We start from the raw sequence: 22,502 nt of genomic DNA on the forward strand, positions 1-22,502 counted from the left end.
GGTAAAAGAGGCCGGAATGGTCTTTTTATGTTAATTTTTTTAACATTTTTAAAAAAGTGTTAATTATTTTAACATATTGATTTTTCGATTGATTTTTGTATTTACATCATATAGAGGATTAAGCGGGTAACGCTAAAATACTTAAATTTTATAGGCCTCTACCTCTCTGCGTTGTAAAAACCAGTGTCATGGAAAAGGAGAAAGTAACAAGCCTCAAGCTGGACATATCCGTATTCCCGATAAAGCCTAACTCTCCGTGAGGAGGGGGCGGAAAGCTACGGGTCTTCGCTATGAAGATGGCCGAACTGCCGAAGGAGATTTCTTCTTGTAGTTCGGCCATTTTGCGTTCAGCCCCAATAAGCATCACTTCAATTTGCAATTTTGAAGCGAAGTGTACTGACGAAGCTTTCGTATCCCCGGAAGTACCCGGTTCGGAAGGGGAAAAAATAGCGCGAGGAACCAATAAGGGGACAGGCTACTTATTAGGGGCCACCATGCCGAGGATATCAAGAGTTTTCAGACAATAATTAACCTGTCTCCTTATTGATGTTCAGGCAGCACCGGCAAATAAGCCGCAAAACTAACTTAGGAGGAAGAACAATGGCCGAGGAAAAAATCAAATGCGGTAGTTGCAAGACTGAGAATTGGGTCGATCCGTTCAAAACAACATCCTGTAAGAAATGCGGTTCACCAATTAAAGGTACTAAGGCAAAATAAGAGTTTGGTTCTAAACCACCATTTTTGCTATGGATGGCACCTTTACAGTAGAAGCAGCATAATCCACAAGGAGGATGCAATGGGATTTTTTTCGAAGGCATATGAACCTGGAGGTCGACACCACATACGTATTACTGACGATAGTTTCGCAAAGGCAAATAAATTGGTTAAGGAAGATAGTGAATATAAAGAAATATACAAGACTATTGCTAAAGACAATGAATGTTTACAGTATCAAGCTCACGATTTTCCTGTAATTGAAATATTGGGTAGTTTCATGTTGAGTTACCATTTAGAAGAAGAACGGCTAGGTATTCCTGAAAATCTAAGAGCCGCTAACATTGAGCTTGGAAGGAAAGATCAAGTTGAATTTAGTAAATTTGTGGATAGATTTAATGAGAAAATAGATGCAAAGGCGGACAGGAAACAAGCTGCCTGGGAAGAGAAGGGAATAGGTGGTAAGTTATTTAGTATGGCAGCTGGGGTTGCCGTCAAGGGAATTGCAGCGGTAGCAACGGGCAAATCAGAAGACCTTAGGACGTATGAGAAGTTTTTCTCTGACTATATATCTGGCGATTCACCAAAGGCTAAAGAATACATTCACCAATTTGCAATACAATTTGGACCATCAGATGAGGGGGTCCTAGCGGTTTCTAACGCGATTAGAAGAAGCTACTGGATGGCTGAATTTGCTAAGTATAATAGAAGTTGATATCTTTTGTTGAACTGCGAATATATTGGTTTTGAAATGGGTCTAGCTTGCTTGAAAGTCAGGCCCATATTTCTTCGCCTCAATCTGAAAGCACGCGACCAATATGGGGACAGGCTACTTATTGAGGTGTCAACATGCCGAGGATAGCAAGAGGTTTCAAATGGCAATAAGTAGCCTGTCCCCATATTGATGTTCCGGGTAATTCATTTTAAAGGATCAAAAATGTCATTCCAAACACCAATTACAATTGCCAATGCTATAGAGGATGTTGAGTATAATAGGCTTCTCTTGCCTGCAATTCAAAGAGAATTTGTTTGGTCAAATTCACAGATTGAGTGGTTGTTTGACTCTATAATGCGTCACTACCCAATTAGTTCTTTCTTGTTTTGGAAAGTTGAAGGAGAGACAAAAAGTCAGTATAAGTTTTATAGCTTCCTCAATAACTACCGAGAGAGATATCAGACACATAATGCTGAATTTAGCACTAACGGTGTTAACGATTTCATGGCGGTCCTTGATGGGCAGCAAAGACTTGCATCAATATATATTGGCCTGAAGGGGAGTTATGCCTACAAGATGCCACGGCTTTGGTGGAATAATGATGAATACAGCATTCCCACAAGGCTCCTTTATCTCAACATACTAACGCCTTTAAATGATGAAGAAGATGGTAGAGTGTATGATTTTAAATTTCTAACCAGAGACGAATATAGTCAAGATAAAAGAAAGTGGTTTAAGGTTGGTGATATATTAAACCTCAAAAGCCTTTTTGAATTTAATAAGTATTTAGATGAAAATAGTTATAAGGATAATGAATTTAGCTATGAGACCCTGTCTAGGTTGCAAGAATCAATACATACTGATAGAATGATTAACTATTTTCTCGAAAAAGAACAAAATATAGATAAAGCTCTTAATATTTTTATTAGGATTAATAGCGGGGGAGAGCCTCTTAATTTTTCCGACTTGCTTATGTCTATTGCTATAGCAAATTGGTCAAAGAAAGATGCTCGCAAAGAACTGAATTTATTGGTAGATGAAATTAGAGACAAAGGTTTCTTTATTAACAAAGATTTAATATTAAAGACTTTCCTCGTTCTTTATAGTAACGACATTAGATTTAAAGTGACAAATTTCTCTAAGGGCAACGCTCAAGATTTTGAAGAAAAATGGGATAATATTAAGTGTTCATTTCATAGTGTATTTGATTTGATTAAATCATTCGGATTTACAGAAACCACACTGACATCTAAAAACGCTATTATTCCTATTATATACTATCTTTATCACAAGAACATTTACACTGATTTTCACAGAAAAAAATGTTATGAGGCAGACAGGAATGTCATTAAGAAGTGGCTCCATGTTGTTTTAATAAAGAGAACTTTCGGCGGACAAGCAGACGCCATACTATCAAAGATAAGAAATGTTTTTACTGACGATATAGGTATAGAAAAAATTAAGCTGTCAATTCAGGAGTTTCCTCATGACTTGATTGTCAAGGAATTGCGTGGCACTACAAAAGACATGACATTTGATGAAGATTATATCGATAAGCTATTACAAATTCAAAAAGATGATTCTCTATGTTTCTCAATACTTGCAGTACTTTACCCTCACCTAGACTATAGGAATGGAGACTTTCACAAAGACCACATATTCCCAGAATCTATGTTTATGAAGAGAAAATTAACCAAACTTGGAATAGGTGATGTTGATTTTGAGTTTTACTTGGACCGTAACAATTACAATGGTATAGCTAACCTACAATTACTAGACAGCAATGAAAATATGTCAAAACAAGATATCGACCTTAAGACGTGGGTATTGGGCGAGTCCAAGAAAAAAAACCTTACTCAGAAAGAGTTCTGTGTGAGGCATTTGATACCTGAGCTGCTTGAAGTTTCTCAATTCAAAGAATTCATCTACGCCAGAAAGGAGCTTCTCAAAGGCTTGCTACTTCAACTCGCTTAGGAGAAGCCAAACAGTGGTTACGTCTCAACCAGGGAACTAATAAGGAAACAGGCTGCCTATCGATCCACCCAGATAATTCCGGGGGTCATCCTTAATGCCGTCCGCCCCCTCCCGGCACTCCCCCAACCCACACGCGCACCAACAGGAACCCAACCAATGCCACACCACTTCGCAAAGGCCATACTCATGGGCATACTATCCACCCTCCTTACCGCTTGCGCGGGTGAGCGCCCGACCAACCTGGGCGTGCACGACAACCGGTTGTCCGCGTGCCCGTCGTCCCCCAATTGCGTTTCCAGCCAGGCGGCCGATGAACGGCACCGGATCGCGCCGTTGACCTTCACCGGCGATGCCGACGCGGCCTTTGCCCGGTTGAAGCGGGTTCTCTCCCACCGCAGCGACACGAATATCATCGAGGAGCAGCCCGGCTATCTTCGGGCCGAGTTGCACACCACCCTGTTTGTGGACGACGGGGAATTTCTGCTGGACCGGGATGCACGGGCGATCCAGGTCCGCTCGGCCTCGCGCCTGGGGTATTCGGACCTGGGCAAGAACCGCAGCCGCATGGAGGAGATTCGCCGCGAGTTCGCGGCAGCGGCGGACAAGTAGGGGGGCTGGGGCTGGTTTGGGGTCATTGAGAGACAACACACTAATTTAGCTATGAAATCATAAAACAGATATGGTATATTTGGGGAAAAAATAAGGGGCAACAACTACGTCGCCGAGCGCTCCATAAACGGATATCCTTTTATCGGCCTTTAAATGGCAAGCCAGCCATGGCATCGTGTGGAGCCGGTATGACGGCAAAAGCTCACGATAATTATTGTCCCCGTCTTGATGGCCTGCGGGGCGTCGCCATCCTCCTGGTGCTTTTTTATCACTGCGGGTTTCTTCAGTTCAAAGGCGGATTCATCGGCGTCGACGTTTTCTTCGCCTTGAGCGGTTTCCTCATAACTTCGATGCTGCTCGCGGAAAATGAAAATTACGGCTCGATAAAGCTGAAAAAGTTTTATATGCGGAGAATCATCAGATTATTTCCCGCCTTGTGTTTTGTCCTGTTGTTCTATGTAATTCTGGATTTCGTCTTTCAGAAGCCTTTTCAACACATTTCCGAATTATTAGCCGCGCTGACCTATTGCCTGAATCTTTTCCTGGCCTTCAACCATAACCTGTTCATAGATAAATTGCACATAAATGCGGGGCACTTGTGGTCGCTCTCCATAGAGGAGCAGTATTACCTCTTTTGGCCGCTTTTGCTCCTGCTTCTGCTGAACACCGTCAAGCGTCGATCGTTTGTGCTTATTGCCGTATTACTCCTGCTCGGTCTGTCAATCGGTTCAAGATGTTATCTCGTCATGCATCAGGCCGGCGTGTTCAGGGTCTATTTCGGCAGCGACACCAGAATCGACAACCTTCTTTTGGGCAGCCTGGCAGCGGTCTTCTGCAAGCTCTTTCAAACGCCGGGAGACGGTTTTCTCAAATGGAGCGCTTACTTTGGCTGGCTCGGGCTTTTTTTCATCGTTTTTTTCGGGCGCGAAGAGCAGCCCGGGATGCTGTCCCTGGGCTTCACCCTGGTCGGCGTTTGCACCCTCGCGATCCTGATGCCCGCGGTTTATCTGCAAAGGAATACCCTTTCAAACGCCGTGCTCGATCAGTCATTTTTGAAGTGGACCGGAAAGCTGTCCTACAGCCTTTATCTGTGGCATTACCCGATCATCAAGTTGATTGGAAAAGTACACATGGGTTTTATTTGGGGGTGGAGGGTCTATGCCGCCGACATCGGCTTGTCCTTCGCTACGGCGGCCCTGTCCTATTATGCCGTGGAGATGCCGTTTCTGTCGCTGAAAAAAAGGTTTGTCGCATCGGCCGCAGCCGAAAAGAAGGAGCTTTCGCCTGATTGAAGTATATGGGACTAATGGGATTTATAGGACTTATAGGACTTATAGGAGCTATAGGACTTATAGGAGCTATGGGAACCCCGATTTCCCATAAGTCCCATTGGTCCCATAAGTCCCATGATTTCCCATAAGTCCCATGATTTTGATCTTACGATTTTTCCTTTCTCGCCTCCACCCTCGCCCTGGTCATCCTTTCGCGCAGGCCGCCGTCTTTCAGGAAATCCCGTTCCAGTGATTGTATCTGCCGGTCCAGCAGGTAGTTGGTCTGGTGGATCAGGCACAGGGCCATGTTGGCCACCACCTGGGCGGGGCGGGTCTCCACGAACGGGCGATAGGTCGCGAAATCCGCAGGGGTGGTATTCCCCAGTTTCCTCACATACCGGGCCTCGGGGGAATCCTTGGCCCAGATCTCCAGATCCCGCACCCGCAGGTAATCCCGGTAATCCTCCAGCAACTCCTCCAGGCTGGCCCGCGCCACGTTGGTCAGCTTGATCTCCATCTCCTTCGACGTCCCCGCCGCCTTGCTCCCTTCCACGATATTCTGCTTGCCCGAGCGGGCCGCCTGCACCATCTGGTCGATGGTGCGGTCGCCCCTGGTGAGGAACCGGGCGCAAAAGCGGAAGGTGAGGTCGTAGACAACTAAAGCCTTTTGGTAGGAGAGCAGATTCCGGTAGTCGCCGTGGGGCAGGATGATGGAGGTCATGGGAGGGTGGGGGTAGGGGCAGCGGGGGTGGTGGTGGCAGCGGGGGTGGTGGCAGCGGGGGTGGTGGTCGTGGCAGCGGCAGTTTTATGGGACCTATGGGACAAATAGGACTTATGAAAAGACTGGGCTCGCAAGGCCTTCCCATAAGTCCCATTGGTCCCATAAGTCCCATTGGTCCTATAAGTCCCATGGTTCTCATTAGTCCCATGGTTCTCAGGGGTCACTCTTTCCCTCATTCGTCCGCCGCTTTCAGTTTCATCATATACTGTATCACCTGGCGCACCTGCATGCTGGACAGGCCTTCGGTCGCCGCCAGCAGGACCTTTTCCTCGTAGCTCAACGGGCGTTGCTCCGCCTCCCGCGGGCCGTACAGTATGGTCTTTTCGTCCACGGCGAGGGCGTCGCACAGCCGGGGGAGGATCTTCTTCCCCGGACGGCGCTGTCCCCGTTCCATGGCCGATATGTACGGCTCCTTCACCTGGATGATCTCGGCCAACTGCTTCTGCGTGTAGCCCGCTTCCTCGCGCAATCTCCTGATGTTTTCCCCGACAGACATTACCGGTTACCCTCCCTGTTGATGTGATTCTAAGCTTAATCTAACACGGGGGCATGGCAAACCAAAAGCATAATGCATTGTACGCACATGTTTGCTTAATCAAAAAGGATGTGCGGTCAGGTGACGGGACGGGACCGGACCGGACGGTTGGTGAAGGGTTGGCGCAGGATGAAGGGCCTGTAGGTATCGTTCCGTTCGCCGGCGGCCAGCAGGTCTTGTATGTACCGGAGCACGTGGAGTATCTGGTTGCGGGTGAGGCGCTCGATTATGGCCCGCAGTTCCGTTTTCTCCTGGTCTTCCCGGTGGTGTTGCGCCTTGCGCGGGCCGAAGAGGATGGTCATCTCGTCCACGGCGAGGGCGTCGCACAGGAGGGGGAGGAGCTTTTTCCCCGGACGGCGCTGTCCCCGCTCCAGGGCCGATATGTAGGCCGCCTTGACCCCGATGACCGCGCCCAGTTGTTGTTGCGTGTAGCCCGCCTCCAGACGGAGTTCCCGTATGCTGTTCCCGGTGTCCATGATGATCGCCCCCTCAGTGAATTATTGTGAAGCTTAATTTAATCCTGCCGTTTGTCAAATAAAAAAATCAATATGTTTATTTTTAGCTTGACTACTAAATCAAATAGATTTAGTTTTGAATCAAAAAGGAGGTGGTACATGACGGAACCAGATCAACCGGATCATACCGCAAGCATGTCGCTGCGCCTGCCCCTGACCAAGAAACGGGAATTGCACAACCTGTCCCGGCGCACCGGCATCTCCGTGGGGAGCATCGTGAGGGGCCTGATCTACTCCCGCCTGGCCGAGGAGGAAGCCCATGCGCCGTGCGGTTAGCCCGGAACCGGTTTCCGCGACCGCCGCGCGGTCAACGGGGCCGCCGCCATGAAGGACCCGCAGCGGCACAATCACCAGGCCTGGCTGGCCTCCCCCCACGGGCGGAGCTGGCAGGCGGAGGCGGAGCGGCAGGGGCAGGGACACGGGCAAAAACTTGAATCCGCCACGGAGACACAGAGACACGGAGAAAACCGGGAGGAAGGCAAAGAACAATTCGGTATGCAGGTTTCCCCCCAAAAAATCTTTTTGTTTTTCTTTGCCTTCTCTGTGTACCTCTGTGTCTCCGTGTCTCTGTGGCAGATGTAGGTCTTTTTGATGGTATTGATTGAGGAGGTTACGACATGGAATGTCCCAAGTGCCGCTCCCGGCATATCCGTCTGGTGGCGGTGATCACCACCCCTTCGACCCTGGAGCGCGACGCCGACGATCAGGCCTGGGTGGAGGGGTATAGCTGCCTCATGTGCGGTTTTTGGGCGGATGCGGTCCCGGAGCTGCCGTGAATGGGTGGCTATGGGAAATTGTGGGGTTTATGGGAAATCATGGGATTTATGGGTTATGGGACTTATGGGATTTATAGGACTTATGGGTTATGGGACTTATGGGATTTATGGGGCTTATGGGAAATCGGGGCTCCTATTTGTCCTATTGGTCCCATAAGTCCCATGGTTTCCTATTTGTCCCATAGGTCCCATAATCCCTATAAGTCCCATCAGCCTTTAAAGGAGGTACCTGTGCTGAACAAAAAACAACTGCTGTTCGTGAACGAATATCTGGTGGACCTGAACGCCACCCAGGCGGCCCTCCGGGCCGGGTACAGCCCGCGCCGGGCCGGTTCGACCGGCAGCGAGCTGCTGCACCAGCCGGAGGTCGGCGCGGCGATCCGCCAGGCGTTGACGACCCGGAGCAAAAAGCCGCAGGTGAGCAGCGAGGACATTATCCGCTCCATCGTGGAGATCCGGAGCAAGGCCGTGACCAGGGGGAGCCTCACCCAGGCGCTGAAGGCCAACGAGCTGTTGGGCAAGCACCTGAAGCTCTTCACCGACCGGGTGGAGCACGCCGGGACGGAGGGGGCCGTGGAGCTGTCGGACACGGAGCTGTCCAACCGGCTCCTGACCCTCATCGCCATCCTTGAGGGGCGCGCCAATGTCCCATGATGCGCTGGAAAAGCTGAAAGGGCTTCTGGGCTATGCCACCCCCGAGGAGCGGGCCGAGCTGGCGGCCATCGCCAGGCGGCTCACCCCGGCCTGGGTGCCTTTGTTCCAGGGGCCGCAACAGGCGGCCTACGATTCGGCGGCGGACGTGCTCTTCTACGGCGGGGCGGCCGGCGGGGGCAAGACCGACCTGGTGATCGGCGCGGCCCTGACCCGGCACCGGCGCTCCATCATCTTCCGCCGGGTCGGCACCGAGTTGCAGGCCATCATCGACCGCATGGGCGAGATCCTGGGCACGGCCGACGGCTTCAACGCCCAGCGCAACGTGTGGCGGCTGCCGGGCCGCCAGGTGGAGTTCGGGGCCGTACCGGTGCCGGGGGACGAGAAGAAATACCAGGGCCGCCCCCACGACCTCAAGGTCTTCGACGAGATCACCTCCTTCCCCGAGGCCCAGTTCCGCTTCCTCATCACCTGGCTGCGCACCACGAGCAGGGGGCAGCGCTGCCGGGTCATCTGCACCGGCAACCCGCCCGTGGACAGCCAGGGGGAGTGGGTGGTGCGCTACTGGGCGCCCTGGCTGGACAAGGACCATCCCAACCCGGCCGCGCCGGGGGAGCTGCGCTGGTTCGCCGTGCAGGAGGGCAAGGACGTGGAGCTGGAGAGCGGCGAGCCGTTCCTCCACCGGGGGCGGCGGATCACGCCCCAATCCCGCACCTTTATCCCATCAAAGGTGCAGGACAACCCCTTCCTCATGGAGACCGGCTACGAGGCCACCCTCCAGGCGCTGCCCGAACCGCTCCGCTCCCGGATGCTGGAGGGGGATTTCAGCGCGGGCCGGGACGAGAACCCCTTCCAGGTGATCCCCAACGCCTGGGTGGCGGCGGCCCAGGCCCGGTGGAGCGAGCAGGGCCGCCAAGGCCCCATGGACGCCGTGGGGCAGGACGTGGCGCGGGGCGGAAGGGCCGAGACGGTCGTCGCCCGCCGTCACGGGGCATGGTACGACACGCTCCTCTGCTATCCCGGCAGCGCCACCCCGGACGGCCCCAGCGCCGCCGCCGTGGCCATGTCCGCCGCGCGGGACGGCGCACCCATCCACGTGGACGTCATCGGCTGCGGCACCAGCCCCTACGATCACCTGAACCAGGCCGGGGTGCACGTGGTGGCGATCAACGGCGCGGCGGCCAGCTACGGCGCGGACAAAAGCGGCAAGCTCCGCTTCCACAACCTGCGGGCCGAATTGTGGTGGAAGATGCGCGAAGCCCTGGACCCCGCCGCCGTGCCCCCCGTGGCCCTGCCGCCGGGCCAGGCCGTCCGCGCCGACCTGTGCGCTCCCACCTGGACCCTGCGCGCGGGCAAGATCCTCATCGAATCCAAGGAAGACCTCATGGCCCGCATCGGCCGCTCCCCGGACAAGGGGGACGCCCTGGTGTACGCCTCGGTGGAAACCCCCAAGCGCGCGGCGCTGGGCGGAAGGGCGGGGCATGTGGTGGAATACGACCCGTGGAAATAACCAAAATACCAAGGAACGGAAAAATCTTAAACCCGCCACAGAGACACAGAGACACAGAGAAAGGCACAAGAAAATGCACAAGACTTTTTCGGGGTAAAACCAGCAGCGGGATTCGATATTTTTATTTGCCTTGTTTCTGGTTTCCTCTGTGTCTCTGTGTCTCCGTGGCAGGTGGTAATCTTTAATGTTATCCGTGTCTCTGTGGCAGGTTTTGACTTTGAATGGAGGTTGAGCGATGAATATCGACGAGAGCATGGATACGTGGCGCAGGCGGCGGTGGGTGAGCGCCCAGGAGTTGGCCCAGGCCATGGAGGTGACCACCCGCACGGTGCGCAACTGGTGGTACTCGCGCAAGACCCCGCTCAAGGCGTGGATGGCCTATGGGGATACGCGATTTATCCGCTTCACCGCGGCCTCGGCCATCGAGTTCGTGCAGGGCGGGTTCGAGGAGCCGTAGGGGAGGGCGGGCCGTGACGACGCAAGTGAAAGCCCCCGGAGGTGATCCGGGGGCCTCTGTTGGATATTTGGAGGACACAAGATAATGAATTGTTTCCCGCCATTCGCTCATTCGGTCCATAATTTGCGCATAACTCTATCGCAATCGGCGCGTTTTGGGTACACTGCCGGAATCGACTCATTATATCTCACCAGGAGAGCGCGCCGCATGATCACCATAGCACCGTTCGAACAGGCAGATTGGCCATTGGTCTGGGACATCATCGCGCCCGTATTCCGCGCGGGCGAAACCTATTCGTATGCACCGGATATAACGGAGGCCGAGGCCCGCAGGCTGTGGGTCGAGGTCCCGGCCGCAACCTATGTGGCCAAGGACGAGGACGGCGCCGTGCTCGGCACGTACTTCCTCAAGCCGAATCAGCCGGGGTTGGGGTCGCATGTGTGCAACTGCGGGTATATTGTCGGCGATAACGCCCGGGGCAAGGGGGTGGCGACGCTCATGTGCGAGCATTCCCAGCAGGAGGGCACGCGGTTGGGATTCCGCGCGATGCAGTTCAATTTCGTGGTCTCCACCAATGAGGGCGCCGTGCGTCTCTGGCAGAAGCTGGGCTTCGCCATAGTGGGTACCATCCCCGGCGCGTTCCGCCACGCGAAGCTCGGCTTTGTGGATGCGTTCGTCATGTACAAGCTGCTGGAAGCATGACAGCCGGAAACTCGCATCGAAAGAAACCGGGGGGCCGGGGAGCGATAAGGAGATGTCCCCTTATTGCTTTCCGGTCAAAAGCAGGATGAGAAGGAGTAGAATCGGTTTTCCGAGCAATTTCATAGTAACTCCATTTCTTCCGGTAAGTATGGGAATACGGGCATGAAGAGCAGACGGTAAATTGGTGCCCATTTCTGTTGTTCATCTTTTGCCCAACGGTGAGCCCGGCTGCACCGTCCGGCTTCTCGGGGCGGCGCATGGCCGGCCGGTTGAACGTCCGATTTTAGTGCACAATTTCCACTGTAGACCCATCTGGAACCACGCGCCAAATCTCCTCGATTTCAGGGTCTGTCACGGCGATGCAGCCGAGTGTCCAGTCTCTTTTCGTATGAAGTTTGCCGATGAAGCCAATGCCATTCGGCAACCCATGAATCATGATGTCGCCGCCCGGAGAAACTCCTCGTGCTCTTGCCTGCGCGGTATCTTCAGCGTTTGGATAGGAGACGTGTAGCGCCCGATGATATTTGCTGTTGAGCTTTCTTCTGTCGATTGAATAAATTCCTTCCGGGGTTCGTCCATCGCCTTCTTCTGTTTTCTTTCCAACAGGCTCTTTGCCTAGCGATACTTCATAGGTTTTCAGCGGAATATTCTTGTTCAACAATGTCAGGCGACGCTTGCTCTTTTCGATTAGAATCTTGTCTGCCGTCGCATTTGCTGGTAAGGGGTTCTCAAGCCGTCCGGCCTTGAAGGAAAGGGCGGCAATGCCCACCGACACGATAATTAATGCGATGATGATCAGCTTTTTCATTTTTTCTTTCGTTCAACGGCTGGCCGGTGAGCGGGTTCACCGCTCCACTGGCCTTGTTGGCAATTCCTGTCTCGCAAAATGTTTAAGGTCAATCCTGCCTGCGCCTGCCCGTACGTCTATTAAAAATACTCGCTTTTGTCTACGCTTCTTGTTTCTAAAGATTGCGAAAATGCAAAATATCTGGCCTTGCCAGACCACAGGAAAAATAAAAACACGCGAGAACATTCAATTCTGACAATTATCTCGCCTTGGTTGGTACTCTGTTCGCCATCAACTTCTAAATAGTAATTTTTACGCCCCTTGCGTATTGAATAACACTGAGTGTTATTTAACAGACTCAGAATTTCCTCATATGTTCTGTCTCGCCAAGTCTCTTCCTCTTGTGCAAGAATTTTATCTATTTCGGTCATAGTGAAACTCAATTCGCCAACGTGTCGCGGCGTGACCTACGCGGCGAGGAGCCGCGTCAGTGTCTGCGCCGCTGTTGGGCGTCATGCCACTTCGAGTGTGGCAAGAATTTGGTCGATAACAGAATCTTCTTGCCCGCGGTGCTCAAGGCCGGTTGTGTAGGTTACGAGCACGACCGTATTCTCATTACGCAGCCACCACTCTCGAAGACAGAAAAGGGGACAGGCTACTTATTGGCTCTCTGCTACTCATTTGGTGCCTGTTCCCAATTAAGTATACTGTCCCCGGAATTCTCCTCTGACGCCTTATAGTACCCCAATCTTTGCCTCAAGTGGCACCAGAAAAAGCTGCGTAAAATCAGCTTGCATAGGTGTGACCGAGTCCAAGAGTGAAACTATTTTTTCTGCCAACACTGCCTTTGAATGCGAGATGCCGTTGCGGGAAATAATATCTCCTGTAATTTGTATCTCTGGACCAATGCCAAAAATCTTGTCGACGATGGAGGGAGGATAGTAATACTCGATGCCATTTTTAGGCCACTTAACAATGTGGTTAGAAGTTAGTCCCATTGTGATCAACTGCTCCGGCAAACCAGCGGTATGGGTCGAGTCAAGGATCACAAAGATTCTGTCTCTATATGGACTTTTCTGTAAATCAGAAAAGAGCCCTTTCGCAATACTCAATATTTCTTTAATTCTGCTGTCGGAGTGTGCAGGTACAACACTTATTAAGTATCCTGGATAACGAAGAGCGAGCACACGATCAATGAAGCTATGATCAGATTTACCTTCAACCAATATTATTGCAGAAGGCAAGTAAAGAGTTTCGAAGCGATTACCTAGTAAAAAGAAATGGATGTCATTAAAATCAGTTTGTGTCTCAACTTTTCTAACAGATATTTCGTCACCATTTTTTTCAACAGTGAAGTTATTATAGATGTTATTCCTATCTAAAAATATTGTTGAATGTGTTGCAAAAACAATAGTCTTAATATGAGGAAAATATTTTTCACGGTGTTTACGATCGAAAAGAAAATCAGCTAATATTCCTTGTGCTTCTGGGCTAATACCAAGCTCAGGCTCATCAATAAGAAATTTTTCATAATCAGTATCCATAAGGCTTGTAACAAGAGTTGCTATCAACCTAAAACCAGAGCTTGTATATGAAATGTTGTGCCCTCCACATGAAATATATTTCTGAGACATTGAATTATCATAGACAGTATGACGAATTTCGAGTTTAACACCCATAAGTTCATAAATTATCTCTATTAAGTGTTCTCTTTTTTCGTCAGACAGTTCTGAAATTGCTTGTTGGAGATTGACCGGCGAATTATCAATATTTTGCTGTTGCTGCTGCCATTGCTGCTGCCATTGCTGCCACTTCTCATCTTTCCTATTCCTGTTTGGAATGTAATAGCCCAGCAAATTAAAATTCTGATATCTCGCCGGCCCTAGGTAAGAAGAATTCTTTCCCCATTGCTGAGTTAACGCCTTCAACAGAAAAGACTTCCCGCAATTATTTCTGCCAACAAGCACAGAGTATTCCGAATCATGTATTTGTTGGAGAGCAGAGGCTGATTCATCTGATAAGCGAGTTCCTGGCTTTTGATCATATTGATACATAATTTATCCTTTGATGTTGGCTAACTCGGAGAGACTAAGGGACCAATACGGGGACAGGCTACTTATTGGTATCCATCCCCCAACCCGCACCGCCCCCACTTCCGCCGCAAAAGAACAACATCACGATCACCCACCCTTCTACTCCCCGCGAATGCAAAATTCAATTGCAAAATCAGTATGTTAAAAATATTAACACTATCCCGAAAGTGTTAAAAAAATTAACATGAACGGCCATCCGCCGAACCCGCTGTTTTCATACGAAAAAAGGCCCCCGGATCGTCTCCGGGCGCCTTTTTTGTGTCGTTATGATACACGCTTTCAGGGGGCGTGCCTATTCCCGCCGGCGGATAATCACCCCCGGATTGCCGGGTGGGGATCAGGCCGCCTTTCCGAGCCGTGGGTTCCTACCTTCTCTCGTTCCTTTCGTCCGCCCCCCTTCCGGGGTTTTCCTGCCGAGGTCCGGGCTGTTGCGGCGCTTCGCGGCGTTGCGGCTGTTGCATATGTTGCTGCTGTTGCTGCGGCTGTACGCGTTGCTGTTGCATGTGTTGCTGTTGTTGCATGTGTTGCTGTTGTTGCATGTGTTGCTGTTGTTGCATGTGTTGCTGTTGCTGCATGTGTTGCTGTTGTTGTATGTGTTGCTGTTGTTGTATGTGTTGCTGTTGTTGTATGTGTTGCTGTTGCTGTATGTGTTGCTGTTGTTGCGGCTGCATGCGCTGCGGCTGGGCCTCCCTGGGTTGCGGTCTGACCGTTTGCGGTTGCGGCCGGGTCTGCTGCGGCCTTTGCGGTTGCGGCCGCGCCTGGGGCCTCATGCCCTGGACACCCCACGTCTGCTGTTTCTCCCAATGCCGGTTCTTTTCCCAATTCCTCCAGTTGCGCTGGACCTGTTGGGGCGGTATGCGCCGGTAGTTCCACTGACGCCCTTGCCAGCGATGCTCCCGGTAGTCGTTCCTCCACCCCGGCGGTACCCAGGTATAAAAGGATGGAATCCGTCGATAGTAGACCCAGTCCGAGTCATAGTAATGGGAGCGGTACCAGCGCCCGTCCCACAGACGCCACCACCAGCCGTTGTAGAAGAAGATGTCCGCATCCATGTCGGGCACGGCATAGACATAGGTCCCCGGTATCACCACCACCTCGGGAGGCGCGGAAAATACGACGGGTGGCGGCAGGGAAATGCTGATGTCCACATTCACCCCGGCCATCGCCGCCGGCGGAACAACGCATGTCAACGCCGATAGCATCGTCAGCACGAGTAATCTTTTCATGGTATGACCCCCTCTCACATCGTTCCCGCTGCCGGTCTCCCTCCGCCCCCCGTGAAAGCCCGGCGCGCGGCGCGCAGGGGAGATTCGGGGACCGGGTACGGCTGCCGGTCAGGTGCCTGTGAGGTTATTGTAATATATCGGCCCGATAATTCAAGGTGCCGAATTCCGGTAAAACTCATCGGGGCAGGTCGGCGCATTTCACATTTCAGCGGGGAATTGTAAGGCGTTTTGAATCTTGCAGAGCCGATAATCCCCAAGGCCGGCGTAACGTCAGGCACCGATAAGCGGCCTGTCCCCCGTGTGCCTCGCACCCGGACAGCCGGGAGGGCATCAGGCCGCCTTTCGGAGCCGTTCGGCCACCCAGACCTTGATGATGGATTGCCGGGGCACCCCCAGGCGCTTTGCTTCCTTGTCCAGTTCCCGGATCATCCACACCGGGAAATCCACATTCACCCTCTTTTGCTCCTGTCCGGGCCGATGAGCCCTGGAGACGTCCAGATAGGCGGAAATATCCTCGTTGTCGTCGAATTTCCTGTCGAACTCTTCAGCCTTCATAGATATGGACCTCCTCTTTCCTCGAACGGCGCACCGAGATGATCCTGACGTTCTCCCCCCGATACGTTATGACCCCCGACCAGTGTTTACCGTCGATCCTGCCTAGTACCAGAAACCGTGGTTCACCGGTCGTCAGTGCCGGTATCTCGATACGATCCGGGTCGTCCCATAACGCCTGCGCAGCAGTGAAATCAATCCCATGCTTCTTCCTGTTGGCGTCGCTTTTTTCGGAATCGTACTCGAATGTCATGGTATAGATAGTATACCTTTGCAACCGCCACGGCAAACCTTTTTCCGTGCCGGTGCGGATGGTTGTGCACAGGAGGTGCGGTGTTCCCATCGGGAGGCCGTAGCGGGCGCAATGGGTCATAATGATACAAAACAAGGCCTCCGGCGGCGATCCGGGGGCCTTTTTTCGTGTGATACCGTGGTGTTCGGGGAAGCAGTCTGAAATGGTCTTTTTATGTTAATTTTTTTAACACTTTCGGGGTGAGTGTTAATTATTTTAACATATTGATTTTGCGATTGAAATTTGTGAATACGGAGAGTAGAAGGTGAGTGGGTTTTAACAGGATTGGCGAAGGCGTGCGGGGGGCTGTGCGGAAGGGTTTCCGGGGCCGGCGGTCACGTCTCCCGTCCCCGTAATTCCCTTCCTGGGTTTCGCATGCGCTCTCCGCCATGCCGCCCTTTGCCGATGTTACGTGCGCGAGCCGGGCCTGTCCGGCCCCTGGTGCAACCGTGTTCAGTCAACCAATCTGAAAGGACTATACCGTCATGAACAGCTCGAACATGAAAATCGGGGTCAGGCTAACTATCGGGTTCGGTGTCGTTCTGCTGTTCCTCGTCATCCTGGGGGTCTATTCCATCAGCCGCCTGTCGTCCATAAACGGCGAGGTCCAGCGGGTCACCGACGACCGCTGGCCGAAGGCCCGTTCCCTGGCGGAGGTCAAAGATAATATGAACGTGATCGCCAGGGCGGTGCGGAACATGATCCTGAGCGACGACCCGGCCGACAACCAGAAGGAGAAGAAAAGGATTCTGGAAGCGCGCGAGGCGATCACGAAAAAAATCGACGAGTTGGACAAGGGCATCCAGTCCGGCGAGGGCAAGGCCATGATGGCAAGGCTCCAGGAAAAGCGCGCCGCCTATGTCAAATCCCAAGACCTGATAATCGAACTGATCGAAAACCGGAAAAAGGATGAGGCCGGAAAAGAGCTTTTCACGAGCGTCCGCAAGACCCAGGGCGAATATTTCAAGGCTATCGACGATATCATCCTGTTCCAGGGGAAGCAGATGGACAAGGCGGGTGACGACGTTGCGGCGTCGGTGAAACGAACAAGCAGCATCACCGTCATCATCCTCGTCCTCTCCGGCGTTCTTTCCGTGTTCACGACGCTCTTCATCATGAGGAGCATCATCCGCCCCATATCCGAGCTTGTGGCCGCGAACGAGAGGCTTGCCAACGGCGACCTGACCGTAACGATTGCGGTGACCGGCGCCGACGAGATCGGCCACCTGGCGGAGTCGTCGCGCAGGGTGATCGGCAACCTGCGGGATATACTCGGCAAGGTGGCGGACACCTCCAGCCAGGTGGCCTCCGCCGCAAGCCAGCTTCAGGCCACCGCGGAGCATATCGCCACCGGGGCGGAGGAGGTCGCCTCGCAGACGAATACCGTGGCCACGGCGAGCGAGGAGATGGCCGCAACCAGCACCGATATCGCCCGCAACTGCACCATGGCGGCGGAAAGCTCGCAGCAGACGAGCCGCTCCGCCACAAACGGGGCGAGTGTCGTCCAGGAGACCATCAACGGCATGGGCAGGATTGCGGAACGCGTGAAGCAATCGGCCCAAACCGTTGAAAGCCTCGGCGCGCGCTCCGAGCAGATCGGGGCGATCGTCGGCACGATCGAGGATATTGCGGATCAAACCAACCTGCTGGCATTGAACGCCGCCATCGAGGCCGCCAGGGCGGGCGAACAGGGGAGGGGCTTTGCCGTGGTCGCGGACGAGGTGCGCGCGCTTGCGGAGCGGACGACCAAGGCGACCAAAGAGATCTCCGACATGATAAAAACCATCCAGAACGAGACCAAATCCGCCGTCTCCGCAATGGAGGAGGGTGTTTCGGAGGTCGAGAAGGGGGCGGCAAGCTCGGAAAAATCGGGGCAGGCCCTGGAAGAGATCTTGTCCCGGATCAATGAAGTGACCATGCAGATCAACCAGATAGCGACGGCGGCGGAGGAACAGACCGCCACCACCAGCGAGATAACGTCGAACATTCAGGAGATTACCGAGGTCGTCCATCAGTCCTCCCGGGGGGCGAGCGAGACGGCCGCCGCGGCGTCGCAACTGTCGTCGAACGCCGTGATTCTCCAGGAGTTGGTCGGCAGGTTCAGATTGACGTAAGGGAAGAGGCCGGGCCGGATTGGAGTCGTACCATGTTCAAGATACTGACGGGTTGGGTTGTTGCGGGTGTGGGTATCACCCTGCTGATCGTAGCCGGCGTGGGGGTGCTTGGCACAAGCCCCGCCGAGCCGGTAATTGCGAAGGTCTGTGTTTCGCTCACGGCCCTGGCCGTACTGGCCCGGGGGGAGCACTAGCGTACGGTCGCGGGCAAGCCGCGGCGGACCGGAGAGGGGCGGATAAGCAGCGTATCCCCTTGCCGGTCCGGGATGCCGGTGTGCGGCAGAGGGGGGCTTGCCGCTCCCCCGGCAGGTAGTTCTGGAGGCAATCATGTCCACAAACTTGTTCGCGCCCGCCGCCGGCGCCGATGATCGCCTCCCGGGCGAAATGAGGGGATACCAGTTATTGCTGGACCATTTCCCCGGCGTTGCGGGCCTTCTGAGAAAGGCGACGCGGGAGGTCGTCCTGTCGAACCGGGCCGCAAAGGAGATCGGCATGGTCGGCGGCTCGACATGCTTCGAGTCCTGGCGGAAGAAAGAAGCCCCCTGTTCCTGGTGTCTGGCTGAGGACCTGTGGGCCACCGGGAAGGAGCAGTGCATAGAAATAGAAGTGGGCTCCAGGGTATTCGAAGCGCACTGGGTGCCGGTCACGGACGATCTTTATTTCCACTATTCGTTCGATATCACCGAGCGGGTACGCATCCAGAAAAGGTTGCAGGAGAACGAGAGCGTAACCCAGCAGGTATTGAGCGTTTCCAACCTGTTCACCTTCGACTGGGACATGGCCGCGGACACCGTGCTCCGCTCCGAGAGTTGCCGGAATGTCTTCGGCGTCGATCACGAGGTATTGGCCAAGGCCACCGCCCGGAAATTCTTCGAATATGTCCACCCCGACGACCGGCCGAAGCTTGAGAAGGCCATCGGCGGCCTGAAGCCGGGCGCGGACACCTACACGGCCGAGGTCAGGCTCGTGCTGAGCGATGGGAATCAGGTGACATTGGAGGTAAAGGCGCAGGCCTATTTCGACCCTTCCGGAAAGGTGACCCGCATTTTCGGCGTTGCGGTCGATATATCCAAACGCAAGAAGGCCGAAGACGACCTGCTGGAGAAAAAGGTCTTTCTGGAAGCGGCGCTGTCCAGTATGACCGATGCGGTCTTCATCTCCAATGCGGACGGCGAGTTTATCGAGTTGAATGAAGCCTTTGCCACCTTCCACCGGTTCGGGGACAAGGAGGAGTGTTCGAAAAGGCTTGCCGACTACCCGGACCTTATCGACGTCTTCATGGATAATGGCGAATTGGCGCCGCTGGACATGTGGGCGGTCCCGCGGGCGCTCCGGGGGGAAACGGTCAAAAACGCCGAATATACCCTCCGCCGCAAAGACACCGGCGAGACCTGGGCCGGCAGTTTCAGTTTCGGGCCCATCCGGAACAACGACGGCCTGATCATCGGGTCGGTCGTCACCTGCCGCGACATCACCGGGCTCAAGCGGGCGGAAGCCTATCGCAACATGGGGCAGGATATCCTGCTGGTATTGAATGAAAAGAACGACCGGAAAGCGGCAATCCAGGGTGTCATCGAAATAATCAAATCGGCAACGGGCGTCGATGCCGTGGGTATCCGCCTCCAGGATGAGGACGACTACCCCTATTTCTACCAGGAGGGGTTCCCCCAGGACTTTCTGCTAAGAGAGAATTCATTGCTGGCCAGGGCGAAGGACGGGGGGATTTGCCGGGACGAGTGCGGCAACATCTGCCTGGAATGCACCTGCGGGCTGGTCGTCACGTGCAGGACCGACCCAACCAATCCCCTTTTCACCAAAGGCGGCAGCGCCTGGACGAACGACTCCTTCCCCTTTCTTCACGTGCCGGCCGACGACGACCCCCGGACCAATCCCCGCAACGAGTGCATACATCAAGGGTACGCATCCATAGCACTGATCCCGATCCGGGCCAAGGGGCGCATTGCCGGTCTGCTCCAATTGAACGACCGCAGGAAAGGGCGTTTCACCCTCGAAGGAATAGAAAGCCTGGAAAAAGTCGCCGAAAATATCGGCGAGTCCATGCTGCGCAAGCAGGCCGAGGAGAAGCTGAAAGAGAGCAACGAACTGATCCTGAACCTGCTCCAGAATACGGACCAGGGCATCTACGGCATCGACCCGGCCGGAACCTGCACCTTCATCAACCGGTCGGCCCTTACGATGCTGGGCTATGAGTCGGATGAGTGCATCGGCAAGAACATACACGCCCTCATTCACCATCGCCGTGCCGACGGCCGGCCGTACCCGATCGTAAACTGCCCGATCTTTCATCCCGCGAGCCTGGGCGGCGAAGGGTGCCGCGTGGACAATGAAGTGCTGTGGCGCCGCGACGGCACGTTCTTTCCCGTCGAATACTCTTCGTATCCCATCCTGGACGACGGCGAGTTGCACGGGGCCGTCATAACCTTTTCGGACATCACGGAGCGCAAGCGCACCTTCGAGCAGTTGACGAACATCTCCCAGCGGCTGCAATTGGCGACCTCGTCCGCCGGCCTGGGGATCTGGGACTGGAATATCCGCGACAACCATAAACTCTGGGACGACCGGCTGTACGAAATGTACGGCATTACCCGCGATACCTACGCGGAAGGTGTCGACCCGTGGCTGGCGGGAATCCACCCGGAGGACCGGGAAACGGCTCTTGCCGCACGGCAGGCCGCGCTGGACGGTACGGGCGAGTTCGACATCGTGTTCCGCATCCGCCGCCCGGACGGCACGGTCAGGCATATCAAGGGCAATGCCATCGTCATACGGGATAGGGACGGCACGGCGGTGCGCATGATCGGCGTCAATGCCGATGTCACGGATATTGTGCTCGCGGAGGCGGAGAAATCCCGGCTCGAAGCCCAGCTCAACCAGGCCCAGAAGATGGAGTCCATCGGCCGTCTGGCCGGCGGCGTGGCCCATGACTTCAACAATATGCTGACCATCATCTTAGGCCATGCGGAGCTGGGGCTCATGCGTCTGGGGCTGGATCATCCCGCGCGCGCCGACTTCACGGAGATCTCGAAAACGGCGCAGCGTTCGGCCGAACTGACGGGACAACTCCTGGCCTTCGCCCGCAGGCAGACCATCGCCCCCAAGGTGGTGGACCTGAACGGGACCACGGCAAGCCTGCTCAAGATGCTCCAACGGCTCATCGGCGAGGATGTCCAGCTCAAATGGCATCCGGCGGCCGAGCTTTGGAAGGTCCATATGGACCCGACCCAGATCGACCAGATCCTGGCGAACCTGTGCGTCAACGCCCGCGACGCCATCAAGGACACCGGCAAGATCACCATCGAGACCGCAAACGGCAGCTACGACGCGGAGTATTGCGCCGCCAACCTGGGATTCATCCCGGGCGATTATGTGCTGCTCGTGGTGAGCGACGACGGGTGCGGCATGGACAGGGAAACCCAGGCGCATATTTTCGAGCCGTTTTTCACGACCAAGGCGCTCGGTGAAGGGACCGGCCTGGGGCTGGCCATGGTCTACGGCATCGTCAGGCAGAACAACGGCTTCATCAAGGTATACAGCGAGCCGGGGCAGGGCACCACGTTCAAGATCTATCTGCCGCGCTATACGGGCGACGCCGGGCAGGATCAGGACAAAGCCCCGGTTTTGCTCCCCTCGCACGGACACGAATGCATCCTGCTGGTGGAAGACGAGGCGGGTATCCTGAGCATGACCAAGGCCCTGCTCGAAAAGTTCGGTTACACGGTGCTGACGGCGGGAACGCCGGGCAAGGCGATCGCGCTGGCCAAAGCATACGACGGCGTGATCAGCCTGCTGCTGACGGACGTGGTCATGCCCGAGATGAACGGCAGGGAACTGGCAGATGAGCTGAGAAGCCTGGGTCTGGTGCGGAAAAGCCTGTTCATGTCGGGATACACGGCCAATGTGATCGCCCATCACGGGGTGCTGGACAAAGGGGTGAACTTCATTTCCAAGCCCTTCTCGGCCCAGGAGCTGGCGGTAAAGGTGCGCGAGGTGTTGGATGGGGAGTGAGATGGGGCATAGTGGAGGTTGCCGGGGGCTGTATTTTTCATTTTGTGTAGAGTGTAGACCTGACCCCTCGTGGATTACCCAGAGTCGGCACGATGAACCCGCACCGCTGGTGCACCCCCAAGTTTTAAATTATTGATCTAATTTTAAACAACCTTTTTAGTTAATGAAAACCCAGGGATCAGGCCTACAAATTTCAAAATGT

Annotated in this window: 23 protein-coding genes and 1 riboswitch; of the genes, 14 read left to right on the plus strand and 9 right to left on the minus strand. The window is 54.2% G+C overall.

Annotated elements, in window-relative coordinates:
• The first annotated feature begins 234 nt into the window (after window positions 1–234).
• A riboswitch (cyclic di-GMP riboswitch) is annotated at window positions 235–313 on the plus strand.
• 483 nt (window positions 314–796) lie between these two features.
• The 4 genes from LDN12_RS17490 (at window position 797) to LDN12_RS17505 (ending at window position 5,304) form a co-directional block, all read left to right on the plus strand.
• Entirely contained in the window at window positions 797–1,429 is a 633-nt protein-coding gene (locus tag LDN12_RS17490) for a hypothetical protein (RefSeq protein ID WP_223923931.1), read from the plus strand.
• Window positions 1,430–1,651: 222 nt separating this feature from the next.
• Window positions 1,652–3,403: a DUF262 domain-containing protein gene (locus LDN12_RS17495; RefSeq protein WP_223923932.1), complete on the plus strand. Its 1,752-nt coding sequence runs from the start codon at window positions 1,652–1,654 to the stop codon at window positions 3,401–3,403.
• Window positions 3,404–3,589: 186 nt separating this feature from the next.
• Window positions 3,590–4,012, plus strand: a complete 423-nt coding sequence (locus LDN12_RS17500; RefSeq protein WP_374045096.1) for a DUF1499 domain-containing protein — start codon at window positions 3,590–3,592, stop codon at window positions 4,010–4,012.
• A gap of 188 nt (window positions 4,013–4,200) precedes the next feature.
• Window positions 4,201–5,304 (plus strand): acyltransferase, encoded by a 1,104-nt coding sequence (locus LDN12_RS17505; protein WP_223923934.1) that lies wholly within the window; start codon window positions 4,201–4,203, stop codon window positions 5,302–5,304.
• A 145-nt stretch (window positions 5,305–5,449) separates the two neighbouring features.
• Here LDN12_RS17505 and LDN12_RS17510 read toward each other — a convergent pair whose 3' ends face one another.
• The 3 genes from LDN12_RS17510 to LDN12_RS17520 all read right to left on the minus strand — a co-directional run bounded on the left by LDN12_RS17510 (window position 5,450) and on the right by LDN12_RS17520 (window position 7,075).
• Complete coding sequence (locus LDN12_RS17510; protein WP_223923935.1) at window positions 5,450–6,004, minus strand: four helix bundle suffix domain-containing protein; 555 nt, start codon at window positions 6,002–6,004, stop codon at window positions 5,450–5,452.
• Window positions 6,005–6,236: 232 nt separating this feature from the next.
• Entirely contained in the window at window positions 6,237–6,560 is a 324-nt protein-coding gene (locus tag LDN12_RS17515; protein WP_223923936.1) for a helix-turn-helix domain-containing protein, read from the minus strand.
• Between the two features lie 116 nt (window positions 6,561–6,676).
• On the minus strand, window positions 6,677–7,075 hold the full coding sequence (locus LDN12_RS17520; protein WP_223923937.1) for a helix-turn-helix domain-containing protein: 399 nt from the start codon (window positions 7,073–7,075) through the stop codon (window positions 6,677–6,679).
• 138 nt (window positions 7,076–7,213) lie between these two features.
• On the opposite strand from LDN12_RS17520, the gene LDN12_RS17525 reads away from it, so the two are divergent.
• From LDN12_RS17525 to LDN12_RS17555, 7 genes are all read left to right on the plus strand, one after another.
• Window positions 7,214–7,390, plus strand: a complete 177-nt coding sequence (locus LDN12_RS17525) for a hypothetical protein (RefSeq protein WP_223923938.1) — start codon at window positions 7,214–7,216, stop codon at window positions 7,388–7,390.
• A 48-nt stretch (window positions 7,391–7,438) separates the two neighbouring features.
• Entirely contained in the window at window positions 7,439–7,696 is a 258-nt protein-coding gene (locus tag LDN12_RS17530) for a hypothetical protein (RefSeq protein ID WP_223923939.1), read from the plus strand.
• Between the two features lie 35 nt (window positions 7,697–7,731).
• The gene (locus tag LDN12_RS17535) at window positions 7,732–7,890 is read left to right on the plus strand and encodes a hypothetical protein (protein ID WP_223923940.1); all 159 of its coding nucleotides are present in this window, start codon (window positions 7,732–7,734) and stop codon (window positions 7,888–7,890) included.
• Between the two features lie 231 nt (window positions 7,891–8,121).
• Entirely contained in the window at window positions 8,122–8,544 is a 423-nt protein-coding gene (locus tag LDN12_RS17540) for a terminase small subunit (protein WP_223923941.1), read from the plus strand.
• On the plus strand, window positions 8,534–10,051 hold the full coding sequence (locus LDN12_RS17545) for a hypothetical protein (protein ID WP_223923942.1): 1,518 nt from the start codon (window positions 8,534–8,536) through the stop codon (window positions 10,049–10,051). The genes LDN12_RS17540 and LDN12_RS17545 overlap by 11 nt, the downstream gene beginning before the upstream one ends.
• Before the next feature lie 235 nt (window positions 10,052–10,286).
• Complete coding sequence (locus tag LDN12_RS17550) at window positions 10,287–10,508, plus strand: helix-turn-helix domain-containing protein (RefSeq protein WP_223923943.1); 222 nt, start codon at window positions 10,287–10,289, stop codon at window positions 10,506–10,508.
• 207 nt (window positions 10,509–10,715) lie between these two features.
• The gene (locus tag LDN12_RS17555; protein WP_374045097.1) at window positions 10,716–11,210 is read left to right on the plus strand and encodes an N-acetyltransferase family protein; all 495 of its coding nucleotides are present in this window, start codon (window positions 10,716–10,718) and stop codon (window positions 11,208–11,210) included.
• 283 nt (window positions 11,211–11,493) lie between these two features.
• Here the strand turns inward: LDN12_RS17555 and LDN12_RS17560 are convergent, their stop codons facing one another.
• From LDN12_RS17560 to LDN12_RS17585, 6 genes are all read right to left on the minus strand, one after another.
• Window positions 11,494–12,018: a murein L,D-transpeptidase family protein gene (locus LDN12_RS17560; RefSeq protein ID WP_223923945.1), complete on the minus strand. Its 525-nt coding sequence runs from the start codon at window positions 12,016–12,018 to the stop codon at window positions 11,494–11,496.
• A gap of 119 nt (window positions 12,019–12,137) precedes the next feature.
• Entirely contained in the window at window positions 12,138–12,428 is a 291-nt protein-coding gene (locus LDN12_RS17565; protein WP_223923946.1) for a hypothetical protein, read from the minus strand.
• 303 nt (window positions 12,429–12,731) lie between these two features.
• Window positions 12,732–14,051 carry an ATP-dependent endonuclease gene (locus tag LDN12_RS17570; protein ID WP_223923947.1) on the minus strand — a complete coding sequence of 440 codons (1,320 nt, stop codon included), beginning with the start codon at window positions 14,049–14,051 and terminating at the stop codon, window positions 12,732–12,734.
• Window positions 14,052–14,455: 404 nt separating this feature from the next.
• Entirely contained in the window at window positions 14,456–15,316 is an 861-nt protein-coding gene (locus LDN12_RS17575) for a hypothetical protein (protein WP_223923948.1), read from the minus strand.
• A gap of 330 nt (window positions 15,317–15,646) precedes the next feature.
• Window positions 15,647–15,871 carry a type II toxin-antitoxin system BrnA family antitoxin gene (gene brnA / locus LDN12_RS17580; RefSeq protein WP_223923949.1) on the minus strand — a complete coding sequence of 75 codons (225 nt, stop codon included), beginning with the start codon at window positions 15,869–15,871 and terminating at the stop codon, window positions 15,647–15,649.
• Window positions 15,861–16,121, minus strand: a complete 261-nt coding sequence (locus LDN12_RS17585; protein ID WP_374045098.1) for a BrnT family toxin — start codon at window positions 16,119–16,121, stop codon at window positions 15,861–15,863. The genes brnA and LDN12_RS17585 overlap by 11 nt, the downstream gene beginning before the upstream one ends.
• A 524-nt stretch (window positions 16,122–16,645) precedes the next feature.
• Between LDN12_RS17585 and LDN12_RS17590 the strand changes: the two genes are divergently transcribed.
• The 3 genes from LDN12_RS17590 (at window position 16,646) to LDN12_RS17600 (ending at window position 22,300) form a co-directional block, all read left to right on the plus strand.
• Window positions 16,646–18,274, plus strand: a complete 1,629-nt coding sequence (locus tag LDN12_RS17590; RefSeq protein ID WP_223923951.1) for a methyl-accepting chemotaxis protein — start codon at window positions 16,646–16,648, stop codon at window positions 18,272–18,274.
• Between the two features lie 32 nt (window positions 18,275–18,306).
• The gene (locus LDN12_RS17595; RefSeq protein WP_223923952.1) at window positions 18,307–18,468 is read left to right on the plus strand and encodes a hypothetical protein; all 162 of its coding nucleotides are present in this window, start codon (window positions 18,307–18,309) and stop codon (window positions 18,466–18,468) included.
• A 133-nt stretch (window positions 18,469–18,601) separates the two neighbouring features.
• Window positions 18,602–22,300, plus strand: coding sequence for a PAS domain S-box protein (locus LDN12_RS17600; protein WP_223923953.1), 3,699 nt, complete (start codon window positions 18,602–18,604; stop codon window positions 22,298–22,300).
• The last annotated feature ends 202 nt before the right edge of the window (window positions 22,301–22,502 follow it).

This window comes from Geobacter sp. AOG2, from assembly GCF_019972295.1.
Taxonomy (GTDB): domain Bacteria; phylum Desulfobacterota; class Desulfuromonadia; order Geobacterales; family Pseudopelobacteraceae; genus Oryzomonas.

What these genes read in the sequence shown, in the direction of transcription:
- LDN12_RS17495 (WP_223923932.1), top strand. Translation starts at nt 1,652, where the DNA reads ATGTCATTCCAAACACCAATTACAATTGCCAATGCTATAGAGGATGTT.
- LDN12_RS17500 (WP_374045096.1), top strand. Translation starts at nt 3,590, where the DNA reads ATGGGCATACTATCCACCCTCCTTACCGCTTGCGCGGGTGAGCGCCCG.
- LDN12_RS17515 (WP_223923936.1), bottom strand. Translation starts at nt 6,560, where the DNA reads ATGTCTGTCGGGGAAAACATCAGGAGATTGCGCGAGGAAGCGGGCTAC.
- LDN12_RS17560 (WP_223923945.1), bottom strand. Translation starts at nt 12,018, where the DNA reads ATGAAAAAGCTGATCATCATCGCATTAATTATCGTGTCGGTGGGCATT.
- LDN12_RS17590 (WP_223923951.1), top strand. Translation starts at nt 16,646, where the DNA reads ATGAACAGCTCGAACATGAAAATCGGGGTCAGGCTAACTATCGGGTTC.
- LDN12_RS17595 (WP_223923952.1), top strand. Translation starts at nt 18,307, where the DNA reads ATGTTCAAGATACTGACGGGTTGGGTTGTTGCGGGTGTGGGTATCACC.
- brnA (WP_223923949.1), bottom strand. Translation starts at nt 15,871, where the DNA reads ATGAAGGCTGAAGAGTTCGACAGGAAATTCGACGACAACGAGGATATT.
- LDN12_RS17535 (WP_223923940.1), top strand. Translation starts at nt 7,732, where the DNA reads ATGGAATGTCCCAAGTGCCGCTCCCGGCATATCCGTCTGGTGGCGGTG.
- LDN12_RS17520 (WP_223923937.1), bottom strand. Translation starts at nt 7,075, where the DNA reads ATGGACACCGGGAACAGCATACGGGAACTCCGTCTGGAGGCGGGCTAC.
- LDN12_RS17505 (WP_223923934.1), top strand. Translation starts at nt 4,201, where the DNA reads ATGACGGCAAAAGCTCACGATAATTATTGTCCCCGTCTTGATGGCCTG.
- LDN12_RS17525 (WP_223923938.1), top strand. Translation starts at nt 7,214, where the DNA reads ATGACGGAACCAGATCAACCGGATCATACCGCAAGCATGTCGCTGCGC.
- LDN12_RS17585 (WP_374045098.1), bottom strand. Translation starts at nt 16,121, where the DNA reads ATGACATTCGAGTACGATTCCGAAAAAAGCGACGCCAACAGGAAGAAG.
- LDN12_RS17530 (WP_223923939.1), top strand. Translation starts at nt 7,439, where the DNA reads ATGAAGGACCCGCAGCGGCACAATCACCAGGCCTGGCTGGCCTCCCCC.
- LDN12_RS17565 (WP_223923946.1), bottom strand. Translation starts at nt 12,428, where the DNA reads ATGACCGAAATAGATAAAATTCTTGCACAAGAGGAAGAGACTTGGCGA.
- LDN12_RS17570 (WP_223923947.1), bottom strand. Translation starts at nt 14,051, where the DNA reads ATGTATCAATATGATCAAAAGCCAGGAACTCGCTTATCAGATGAATCA.
- LDN12_RS17600 (WP_223923953.1), top strand. Translation starts at nt 18,602, where the DNA reads ATGTCCACAAACTTGTTCGCGCCCGCCGCCGGCGCCGATGATCGCCTC.
- LDN12_RS17550 (WP_223923943.1), top strand. Translation starts at nt 10,287, where the DNA reads ATGAATATCGACGAGAGCATGGATACGTGGCGCAGGCGGCGGTGGGTG.
- LDN12_RS17575 (WP_223923948.1), bottom strand. Translation starts at nt 15,316, where the DNA reads ATGAAAAGATTACTCGTGCTGACGATGCTATCGGCGTTGACATGCGTT.
- LDN12_RS17545 (WP_223923942.1), top strand. Translation starts at nt 8,534, where the DNA reads ATGTCCCATGATGCGCTGGAAAAGCTGAAAGGGCTTCTGGGCTATGCC.
- LDN12_RS17555 (WP_374045097.1), top strand. Translation starts at nt 10,716, where the DNA reads ATGATCACCATAGCACCGTTCGAACAGGCAGATTGGCCATTGGTCTGG.
- LDN12_RS17510 (WP_223923935.1), bottom strand. Translation starts at nt 6,004, where the DNA reads ATGACCTCCATCATCCTGCCCCACGGCGACTACCGGAATCTGCTCTCC.
- LDN12_RS17490 (WP_223923931.1), top strand. Translation starts at nt 797, where the DNA reads ATGGGATTTTTTTCGAAGGCATATGAACCTGGAGGTCGACACCACATA.